The 10,714-nt window shown below is 45.8% G+C and carries 8 protein-coding genes and 1 pseudogene; 6 read left to right on the top strand and 3 right to left on the bottom strand.

The genetic code is table 11. The features are described from left to right. From Q0257_RS00810 to Q0257_RS00800, 3 genes and pseudogenes are all read right to left on the bottom strand, one after another. A pseudogene (locus tag Q0257_RS00810) lies at positions 1-759 on the bottom strand (RND family transporter); the annotation flags it as partial. A 23-nt stretch (positions 760-782) separates the two neighbouring features. Next, positions 783-1,367, bottom strand: coding sequence for an ABC transporter substrate-binding protein (locus tag Q0257_RS00805; protein WP_298020336.1), 585 nt, complete (start codon positions 1,365-1,367; stop codon positions 783-785). 2 nt (positions 1,368-1,369) lie between these two features. Next, the gene (locus Q0257_RS00800; RefSeq protein WP_298020333.1) at positions 1,370-2,089 is read right to left on the bottom strand and encodes a VacJ family lipoprotein; all 720 of its coding nucleotides are present in this window, start codon (positions 2,087-2,089) and stop codon (positions 1,370-1,372) included. A 184-nt stretch (positions 2,090-2,273) separates the two neighbouring features. Here Q0257_RS00800 and Q0257_RS00795 point away from each other — a divergent pair, with 184 nt between their 5' ends. From Q0257_RS00795 to Q0257_RS00770, 6 genes are all read left to right on the top strand, one after another. Beyond that, positions 2,274-3,062, top strand: a complete 789-nt coding sequence (locus Q0257_RS00795) for a TOBE domain-containing protein (RefSeq protein WP_298020330.1) — start codon at positions 2,274-2,276, stop codon at positions 3,060-3,062. 101 nt (positions 3,063-3,163) lie between these two features. Further along, positions 3,164-3,931: a molybdate ABC transporter substrate-binding protein gene (modA, locus tag Q0257_RS00790; RefSeq protein WP_298020327.1), complete on the top strand. Its 768-nt coding sequence runs from the start codon at positions 3,164-3,166 to the stop codon at positions 3,929-3,931. Then, complete coding sequence (locus tag Q0257_RS00785; RefSeq protein ID WP_298020324.1) at positions 3,931-4,323, top strand: hypothetical protein; 393 nt, start codon at positions 3,931-3,933, stop codon at positions 4,321-4,323. Before modA ends, Q0257_RS00785 begins: the two co-directional genes overlap by 1 nt. Continuing rightward, on the top strand, positions 4,310-5,158 hold the full coding sequence (locus Q0257_RS00780) for an ATP-binding cassette domain-containing protein (RefSeq protein ID WP_298020322.1): 849 nt from the start codon (positions 4,310-4,312) through the stop codon (positions 5,156-5,158). The genes Q0257_RS00785 and Q0257_RS00780 overlap by 14 nt, the downstream gene beginning before the upstream one ends. Positions 5,159-6,190: 1,032 nt before the next feature. Continuing rightward, positions 6,191-6,880 (top strand): molybdate ABC transporter permease subunit, encoded by a 690-nt coding sequence (modB, locus tag Q0257_RS00775; protein WP_298020320.1) that lies wholly within the window; start codon positions 6,191-6,193, stop codon positions 6,878-6,880. Between the two features lie 51 nt (positions 6,881-6,931). After that, positions 6,932-10,714: diguanylate cyclase (locus Q0257_RS00770; RefSeq protein WP_298020317.1), on the top strand; the 3,783-nt coding region annotated here is incomplete at its 3' end.

The raw sequence follows: 10,714 nt of genomic DNA, 5'->3' as shown, positions 1-10,714 counted from the left end.
ATTCAGTCCGCCCAAAAACAATCGGTCGCCCGCAAATTCCTTCTCAAAGCCCGCGATCAGCGCGCGCAAAGCCACAATATCTCGGTGATCCTTTTCGCGCAGTTCGTCGCGGTAGGATTTAAAATTTTGCTCTGCAACTTTAAGCGCGTCTTTAAGCTGTGAAATTTGAGCCCCCGAGTGGTTGGCCTCATGCTCTGCTTGCTCTAGAGCGCTTTTAGCTCCGTCTCTTAGGCGCAAAAGCTCCTCGTAGCGGGTCTGAGGCTTTAAATTTATCAAAATTGCGGTAGTGCGAAAATCGGCGCTTACTAAATTTGATGCGTAAAAGGGGCTTGTGGCAAACTCGCGCCTAGCCGCGGTTAAATTTACGTCCGCATCCGCAAGGGCGGGTATGTGTTTAAGCAGCTCGCTCATGCCGCCACCTTTGTTTAGCAAAAGCGGTACGTTCGTGATGTCCGTGACGCTAGCGACGAAATCAAGCTTGGAAAAAGCCGCATCCATCTGCTCTATTTTGTGGATCGTCTCGGGCGCTAAAAGATCGCCCGCGGGAGTGTATGCAAGCACCAAGAAATTCGGCGTTTCGTAGCGCTTGGATACTTCGCGCCAAATTTGAAGGTCTTTGTCATTATCTAGTAGAAGCGTCTGGCTCGAAGCGTCGATCTCGAGCTTTGTGGAGTAATATCCGAAAAAGAGCGCCAGCGCCGTAAACAGCGCGAGCGTGATTTTCGGAAACGCGACGATTAAGCGAAAAATTTTTTTCAAATACCGCTCTTTTAGGCGCGCTGCTATTCGCCGCTATTGATGACGGTAGAATTTAGCCGCTTTATAAGCTCGTCAAAGCCCAAGCTTTGCGTTACGTCGCCTAGCTGCGAGCGGTAGGTTTGAATTAGGCTAACGCCCACGATATCGACATCGTAGATGCGCCAATCAGAGCCGTTAGGATAAAATTTAAAATCTATGTCGTAGTTTTTCTGCTCGCCGATGACCTGCGTTTTTAGCACGCGGCGCTTATCGCTCGGGCTTTGTTTACTAAGCACCTTCATATCCTGATCGGTATAAAGCGAAAGCTTTTCGATAAAGGAGCGCTTTAGATGCGCTTCAAAGGCCTTATTAAATTCCGCGATCTGCGCGGGGCTAAGGCTAGCGTAATGCTTCGCAAGTGAAAGCTTTGCCATCATCTTATAATCAAAATAGCCGTCAAAAAGTGCAAAAATTTTTACGGGTTTTGCGTCTTTGGGAGTATTGCTTCGCATGATGCTTACGGCCTCGGCGACCTTTTGGCTCATCACCGGCTCGATATCCGCATCGCTAATAGCGTGCGCCGAAATCAAAAGCGCTCCGCAAAGCGCTAGAACTTTTAAAATTTTCATTGTTATTCCTTTATTAGTTTCTCGCGATTTTGCTCGTAAGCATCGCGTAAAAATGGATATAGATCTACCGCATCTTTGGTCATTTTTTCATAAAATTTCGGATCGCGCGAGTAGTCGTTAAATATTCTAAATCCGTTGACGAAGTTTCGCACCGTGCCATCTTTAATATAATTTATCGGGTTTGAAAAATAATCTCCGACAAGTCCCGCTGTATCGCGTAGATTGCTCTGTCCCAAAATCGGCCAGACGATATGTGGGCCTGCCGGAACGCCCCAATATCCGAGCGTTTGCCCGAAATCCTCGTCGTGGCGCGGAATTCCGTAGTATTTGCCTGCCATATCATTAAGCCCGCCGAAGCCAACGGTCGAATTGATCAAAAACCGTTTCGTCTCGTCCCAAGAATTTTCAAATTTACCCTGCAGCAGGTTGTTTACGAGCCTCATCGGATATAAAATATTATAGAAAAAATTTGAAAACGCGCCCTGGATCGGATCGGGCATTACGTAATCGTAGCCGCTGGCTACAGGGGTTAATATGTATGAGTAAAATACGTCGTTGAAGCTCGTCATAACGCGGTTATAGCCGCTAAGCGGATCGAAAACCTCGCGCTTGGCAAACTCCTCGTCAAAACCATCCGTATCGCTAGGCGCTACGTCTTGCTTTTGCGAGCAACCGCAAAATGCCAATGCAGCGGCTAAGAATATAATTTTTATAAATTTCAAATTGTGACCCTTCTTTATAAATCAAAGTGGCGATTTTACAAGTTTAAAGAAATTTTGTCAATAAAGGTAAAATTTCATATAGAATTTCCCTCTTTATATCGCAGAATAAAGCCTGCAGCTCTTTAAGAAATATATCAGAGGATATATTATAAAATCACGTGAAAGTAAATAAGAAAGGATGAAAATGGACGCAAAATTTGCTTTGGAATTCCTGCTTGGCAACAAAGCATCGCTTTTAGCCAAGCACATTAAGCTGCTTAAGGCCGTAGATGAGACTAAAAGTATTACAAAGGCCGCAGAGATCGTAGGAGTGTCGTATAAAAACGGCTGGGACGCGCTAAATTTAATCAACAACGCGAGCAAAAAACCCCTCATCGTCCGCACTCAAGGCACAAAGAAAAATAGCGGCTCCGAGCTTACCCCTTACGCTCACAAGCTGATTCGCGCTTATGATGCTATCAGCCACGCGGGCGAGACATTTTTGAGTGAAATTTTAAAGCTTGACGAGATCACCGAAGAGAGCCTTTTAAGCTTAGAGAAGATCGGTATGAAGCTTTCTGCGCGCAATCAGCTAAGTGTTGAGATTACGGATGTTCAAACAGGCGCTGTAAATTCTCAAATCACGGCTAAACTCGCAGGTGGCGAAATTTTATGCGCGACGGTAACCGTAGAGAGCGAAAAAAATTTAGGGCTAAAGGTGGGCAAGGATGTGCTGTTTTTATTTAAGGCTCCAAGCGTCATCATTGCCAAAGGAGCCTCGGAGAAGCTAAAACTTAGTACGGCGAATCAAATCAAGGGCACGATTAGCGAGGTCAAAATCGGCGCGGTAAACGCAGAGATCTGTCTAGGCACAAGCTCGCACCAAAACATCACCGCGATCATCACGCGAGAATCTGCCACCGCGATGGCTCTAGGAGTAGGAGATGAGGTAGCGGCGATCATCGAGCCTAGCGAGATCATTATTGGCGCGTAATAGGGTGAAATTGGGTGCGCAAAATTTTAAAATTTAAGGCGCAAATTTAAAATTTTAGATAGAATTCAATTCTCGGCGAGAGCCAAAGCGAAAGGCATAAAATGAAGTTGAAAGCAGTGCTTTTAGGAATTTTAACCGCAGCCGCGCTTAGCGCAGGCGAGGTCAGCGTCGCAGCCGCTGCGAATACGACGTATGCGTTTGACGAGATCAAGGCGGAATTTGCCAAGCTGCATCCGCAAACCACGCTAAACGTGAGCTTGGGCGCCAGCGGTGCGCTTAGCACGCAGATCAAAAACGGCGCTCCGTTTGATATTTTTATGGCGGCGGATATGAAATTTGCAGACGACCTGCATAAAGATGGCTTTGCGACGGCGCCTGCCAAAACTTACGCCAAAGGCAAAGTGGCGATGTTTAGCGTGCGCGGCATAGATCTTAGCAAGGGGCTTGAAGTTTTAAAAGACCCTAGCGTCAAAACGATTTCGATAGCAAATCCAAAGACCGCTCCTTACGGTGCCGCAAGCGTACAGGCCTTCCAAAAAGCGGGAGTTTACGATGAGATTAAAGGCAAAATCGTAGAGGCAAAATCGATCGGCGAGGCTCTTTCGCAAGCGCTTAAAGCTTCCGACGTCGGATTTATCGCGGCTAGCGCGATGTATGCGCCTAAGATGGCGAAGGACGGCTGCAACGATAAGCCTTGCAAAGAGGGCGAAAATTTCGTCTTAGTCGATACCAAACTCTACGAGCCGATAGCTCAAGGCATGGTTGTGCTAAATCACGCCAAAGACAATGCCGAAGCCAAGGCGTTTTATGATTTTATCCTAAGCGATAAGGGCAGGGCGATCTTTGCTAAATACGGATACGAGTTTTAATGATTAGAGCGAGAATCAACGAAATTTTACAAAAAGACGGCATCCATTCAGTAGGATTTATCGCGGGCGGTATCAAGCTACGTGGTGTATTTCTGCAGCTAAGTAGCGAGCTTAAGGCGGGCAGCGAAGTTTACGTGGGCTTTAAAAGCACCGATGTGCTTTTATCTCGCGAAGCTCTAAGCGGTGTATCTAGCGAAAATGAAATTCACGGCAAGATTATGAGCCTAAGCTTAGGTGAAATTCTATGCACGCTCAGGTTTGAAGGCAAGATAAGCTTTGATGTGCTCATTAGCGCGCATTCTGCGCAGGAGCTTGCTTTACGCGAGGGCGACGAGGTTTTCGCATACATTAGCGCCACTGCGATATATATAGAAAAATATGATAACGATTGATTGTAAGAAAAAAATCAGTGATGATTTCTCGATTGATGCTCGCTTAGAGATTAACAAAGGCTCGTTTGTGTGCCTATATGGGCGCAGCGGCAGCGGTAAGACTACACTGCTGCGCATTTTGGCTGGATTTTTGCGCGCAGATAGTGGTAGCATAAAAGACGGCGATCGCGTGCTACAAGAAGGCAATGAATTCTTAAGTGCGGGCAAGCGCAGAATCGGCTTTTTATTTCAAGACTACGCACTTTTTGAGAATATGAGCGTGACGGGCAATCTACTTTTTGCCAGAAACGATCCGCAAAAAGCTGCGATGCTGCTTGAAATTTTAGAGCTTAGTGAGTTTGCGAAATCCGGCGTCGAGGGTCTTAGTGGCGGGCAGAAACAGCGCGTGGCACTTGCCCGCGCACTGATGCAAGAGCCTGAAATTTTGCTACTTGACGAGCCGCTTTCGGCGCTTGATTTTACGATGCGCGAAAAAATCCAAGAGTATTTGCTAAAGATCCACGAGCAGTTTCATCAGACCGTGATTTTGGTAAGCCACGACATAAGCGAGATCTATAGGCTTTGCAAGCGAGTTTATGAGATGAAGGACGGCAGGATCGTCCGCACCGGTACGCCGGAGGAAATTTTTCTTAAAACTAGCGGCTCACAGAAGTTTTCGTTCGTGGGCAAGGTTGTTGATTTGCAAGCACGCGACGGGATCAAAGTAGCTGTCGTAGCGATCGGAAGCCAGCTGTGCGAAGTGGTGCTAAGCAATGCAGAAGCCGATGGCTTGCAAGTAGGCGATGAGGTCAAAGCGGGTGCCAAAGCCTTTAATATCACTCTGCGTAAAATTTAAACTTGCAGATAAGCTTTTAGGTGCGCCTAAGTAGGAAACTTCAACTAGATTAGAGATTTAAATACAGGCTTTTATGGAATTTAGACGAGGGATTTTGCGAAATTTTAGCTAGATTTGCCCGCAAAATACGGTGAGATTTTAAAATTTCATTCGCATCGCACTTAGATTTTCATGAAACACAAAATTTAAACGCAGGCTAGAGCAAAACCGCAACGCGAGACTAGATAGCGTGGGGAAATTAAGCTTTAAATTTTAGATTTTGCGCAGACAGGCGCCGTTAAATTCCTTTTTTGAATTTATTAATTGGCGTGGTGGGTTTATTTTTAAATTTGGCGGCTTTTAGCTTACTTTTTTGGCAGGAGTTGCGCGAATTCTATCATGCGATTTTGGTAAAAAATTTAATGTGAAGCTTCGCGTAAACTTAAAATTTTCAGATTTAGAATTTCACCTGGATTTTGTGGCTTTGAAATTTTAAAAGCTCTAACGGCTCGAAGCTTGCGCGTTAAACTTGCTTAATGAGCTATGACAGGATTTCATTAACCCGGTTTTTTACATTTATGCGAAATTTTAATTTCGTCTTGTCGGGCTCAATGAAATTTCGCTAGGTCGTTCGGAGGGCGTCGTTTAGCCTATCTTGCGTGAAATTTGCGCTCAGATAAATCCTGCCCGCTCAAGTTTTAAAGCTAAGCTAAGCTTTTTGAAATTTAGCTCAGCAAAATTCGTGGTCTTAAAAATTTACCAGCTTGGGTAGAGCTTAAATGCCTGACGGAATTTGCACGCTTGAAGAAATTTATTAGCCAAGCAATTTATAAAATTCCGCCCAGTTTAGCTTGCATGGAATTTTTAAAATTTCATTTTGCTAAAGCTCTTGCGCAGCTAGGTCTGCGCAGAATTTTTCAAAATTCTATTATGCAAAGCCTTATGACTATGAGGTTTGCACAAATTCTATCTAGCTTTGCCTCTAAATTTTAAAGTAGGGCTAGGCTTTTAAGATTTTATAGTTTGGGCCCAGCGGCTCGGCTCGGAGGATAAATGTTTGAAATTCTAAAGGGGCTCGATTACACGCCGTTTCTCGTTTCATTAAAGCTTGCCAGCTTGACGACGCTCGCGTTGTTTATCGTCTGCGTGCCGCTCGCGTTTTTTATGGCGAGAAAAAATTTCCGAGGCAAAAGCGTGATTGAATCGATCATCTCGCTTCCGCTAGTGCTTCCGCCATCGGTGCTAGGGTTTTACCTGCTCGTTTTTCTATCGCCGTATTCGGTGCTGGGCGAGTTTTTTGACAAACATTTCGGGCTTAGGCTCGTATTTAATTTCAGCGGGCTCGTGATCGCGAGCTGTATCTACTCGCTGCCGTTTATGTTTTCGCCGCTGGTTTCGGGCTTTCGCTCGCTTCCGCGCTCGCTTTTTTGGGCGTGCGATTCGCTAGATAAGAGCTATTTTTCCAAGCTTTTTCGCGTCGCGTTGCCCGCGATACGCCACTCCCTGCTTAGCGCCTTGGTGATCTGTTTCGCGCACACGATGGGTGAGTTTGGCGTCGTGCTAATGATCGGCGGCAGCGTGAGCGAGCAGACCAAGGTCGCTTCCATTGCGATTTACGAAGCGACTGAGACGCTCGATTTCGCGCAGGCTCACGCGTATTCGGCGCTGATGCTTATTTTTAGCTTCGCGGTACTTTTAATGATGCATTTTTTGGGTGCGCGCGGAGCGAAAATCAAAGCTTAAATAGGCTTTAAAACGAAATTTGCTAAAATCCCGCAAAATTTGGAATTTGGCATGAAAAACAAAAAAGACTTCGTTACTGAAAGATTTAACGCCGCCTTGATTCTAGGCGCTGCACTACTTACGCTTGTAGTAGTTTGCGAGATTAGCTTTTTGCGTACTAGGATCGCTACGCAGCTTGATTTGCGGACGCGCACGGCGATTACTTTACTTAAAAATACCGACGAGTCGCTTTTTAGCGAGCTTGAAATTCTAAAAGAAAATATCATTTCTTTGGACGCAAGGCATGAGGCTGCGCAAAGCGAGCTTTATGCGGATTTGATCCGTAACGTCGTAAAATCTTCTCATAGATTTGACGCTATTTTTTATATGCACGCCCGCGGCGCGAAGCAGGAGAGCTTGGCGCATTTTTCATCGGATGCGCGTATTTCGGATCTTGGCGAGATACGGCTTGCGGATATCGCAAGCGAGCTAAAAAAGGATGAATGGGTATCGCGCTATATGATGATGGATGGGGCGTGGCGGTATTTTTTGATCAAGCGTGTAAATGCTGATTCGTATCTACTAGGCTTTGCCAACACCGCTAGGCCGATTGCCAGGCTCTCTTCGCTGGGAGATATTTTGGTCTTTAACGCCGAAGGTAAATTTTTTAACGCTCCTGGCAGCGTAACCGATATATTAGGGCAGGATTTTGATTTTTCGCGCCTAGGCGAAGTGGTAAGCTTTGAAGACGAATCTGGACTAAGCTTTGCATATCTTACGAAATTGGGGGATAATTTCGTAATGGCTCGCGAACGAGCCGGCTATTTTTTGGGCGCGGACGATTTTATCGTCGTAGCGCTAGCGGCGGCGATTTTAGCTTATTTAATCCTTCTAATTTCAAATTTTACGTTTTTAAAAAAGCGCGTTTTTATCCCGCTTGCAGCAGTTCAAAACGCTCTGCGCCAAGGAGATTATCACTCCAAAATCCGCGATATAGAAGCACTAAATCCGCTAAGCTCCGTCTTAGAAATTTCTAAATCCATAGACGAGGTTTTGAAGTCTAATTTGCGCCACGGCGATTTTAGCCTCAGCTTTAAAGATGCGCTAAAATACAGCTCCCTTTCGGTGCTTAGCATCGATAACGTAGCAGGCACGATCGAAAGCGCTAGCAACGGCGCACGCGAGCTTTACGGCGATGACGTCGTAGGACGGAATATATTCGCGCTGCAAGCAGGCTCGTTTTACGATCACGCCTATCAAACCCAGCGCGCAAACTATGTCAAAGAAAACTATGTCGTAACCCGCCAAGAGACCAAAAATGGCGTCAAAGACCTTTATGTTAAAAAATCTTATATCCGCGACGGAAGTAAAATTTCAACCCTTTTCGTGGTGCTTGACGCGTCGAAATATCGCAGATTTTACGATGAAACCAAGCAAAAATATGAGTATTTAAATCACGCACCTATCGTTACGCTCGTGTTTGACTACACTTCGGGCAAGATCGTAGATGCGAGCAAAAATATAAAAGAGCTTTGGGGCTACGAAGCGGCGCAGTTTTTAAGCGGCGAGATAAGGCTATGGGATTTGCTGGATGAAAAGGATGCGAATGAGGCTAAAAATGAAATTTTAAACCGCTTAGCTGATATGCCCTCAGAAGAGCTAAGCTTTTCTCAAAGCTATAAAATTCGCCATAACGACAATATCCGCTATAGCTACGAAGTGAGCATCTATGTCAAAAAGTCCGCCGCCAGGGCTGCGTTTTATTTTCAAAATATTGATGACGATGTTAAGGCGATCCGCGGCTTGCAGGAGGATTTGGACTTTTACCGCACCGTAATCGAGACTAGGAATTTTTGTACCTGCTTAATCGATCTTAACGCGCAGATGCTATCGTTTGATAAAAATTACTTTAAAATTTTAAAATATCGCGGCAAAAGGCTAAACACTGCGATGAGCTTTGGGGAGTTTAGTTATGAAATTTACTTCGCGGATTTAGAGAATTTCAATAAAATGATCCGCGAATGCACCGCCGGGCTTAGGAGCGATTTTAGCTGCGAATTCCGTCTGCGAAATGCCGCTAATGCCTATACTTGGATCAGTATGCAAGGCTACGTCACCGAAAAGCACGGCTCTCGCTCTCGCCTTGTAAAAACTACGCTCGAAGATATCAGCTCGCGCAAACAGACAGAGCTGGAGTTAAATTTAAACGCTAACGTATTTTCGCGCTCGCTAGAGGCGATCTTAATCACAGATGAGAGCGGTCGCGTGCTGCGCGCTAATAACGCCTTTTATGAAATCACCGGCTATAGCGAAAGCCAAACTATCGGCAAAATTCCAAATTTCTTCGCTCCTACAGAGGGCGGGGCAGACGTGATGGAGAGGATTAGAAAAAATCTCGTTGGCAAACAGACCTCCTATAAAGATGAAATTTACGGACTAAAAAGAGGTGGTGGCACCTTTCCTGCGTTATTTACGGCAATTGCGATAAAGGATGATTTTTCGCTTACTTCAAATTTCATCTTGATGTTTACCGAAATTTCGCAGATCAAGCAAAAGGAGAGCGAGCTAGCCAAGATCGCCCATCACGACGCGCTTACCGGGCTTCCAAATAGAGTGTATTTTATGAAAGCCGCGCAGAGATTTACCGCAAGCTCGGGCGAAAATTCCAAGCTTATGGCGGTGCTTTTCATCGATTTTGACGGCTTTAAGGCGATCAACGACACCTACGGGCACGAGGTCGGCGATATGTTTTTACAAGCGATCTCAAAAGCGATGAGCGGGCTACTGCGTAAAGGCGATATCTTAGCGCGCTTAGGCGGCGATGAGTTTGGCGCCATTATCGGCGATCTGCAAAGCAAGGACGCCGCGCATGTGCTATTAGACCGTCTGCTTGGAATTTCAAAGATGAAATTTAACCTCAAAGGCAATGAGATTAGCGCAAGCATCAGCGTTGGCGCAGCGTTTTACGACGGCAGCGAAAAGATCGATTTTCCAGGACTTTTATCGCGCGCCGATAGAGCGATGTATCGCGCCAAAACGAGCGGCAAAAACCGCTACTGCATCTTTGAGCGCGCCGAAGCAGACGGACCTAGCGAAGAAGGGATTGCTGCGGCGATCGAAGAGGGGGAGTTTTTCGTGCTCTATCAGCCGATCATTAGCGGCGCACAGATTTACGGATATGAGCTGCTTTTACGCTGGGATCGCGGAAAGCGCGGAATTCTTGCCCCGCAGGATTTTGCGCAGATATTAAGCGAGCCGCGATTTGAGTTGCCGATCTCAAAATTTGCGTTTTCAAAGATGATGGAATTTAACGCTCAAACGGGCGCAAACTGCTCGATAAACGTAAGTCTAGCCGTGCTTACAAACGACGAATTTTACGATTTCGTAGCTCACAGCTTGCGAGACAGAGCTAATGCAAAAGGCGAGTTGATGTTTGAGATCACCGATTTTAGCGAGCAAAATTTTAAGGAATTCGCCCCTGCGCGTGGGCGTTATGCAGATCTTGGGGTTAAATTTGCCCTTAATAGTGCAAATAAAAGCAATATTCCATTCTTGAATGCCCAGCCTTTCGATATCGTTAAAATCGACCGCGAGCTCTGCCTTGACATAGGCAAGAAAAAAAATGCTATCCGAACGATGGTGGAGATCACAGGCAAGCTAAAGCGGGAGTTTGGATTCGCAGTAGGTGCTCAAGGCGTCGAAAATGCGCTATCTCTGCGGCTTTTAAATAATTTGAAATTTAACTATCTGCAGGGAAATTTTATCGCAAAAGCGCTTGATCGCAGAGAGATAGACGCTTTCATCGCGCGATTTAAAGATACGCCCAAGCTCGCAGCCATCGACAAAGATGAGTTT

It is taken from the genome of uncultured Campylobacter sp., assembly GCF_938018035.1.
Classification (GTDB): domain Bacteria; phylum Campylobacterota; class Campylobacteria; order Campylobacterales; family Campylobacteraceae; genus Campylobacter_B.
The sequence above is the reverse complement of the archived record's forward strand: the minus strand, read 5'-3'. Positions and strand labels throughout refer to the sequence as shown.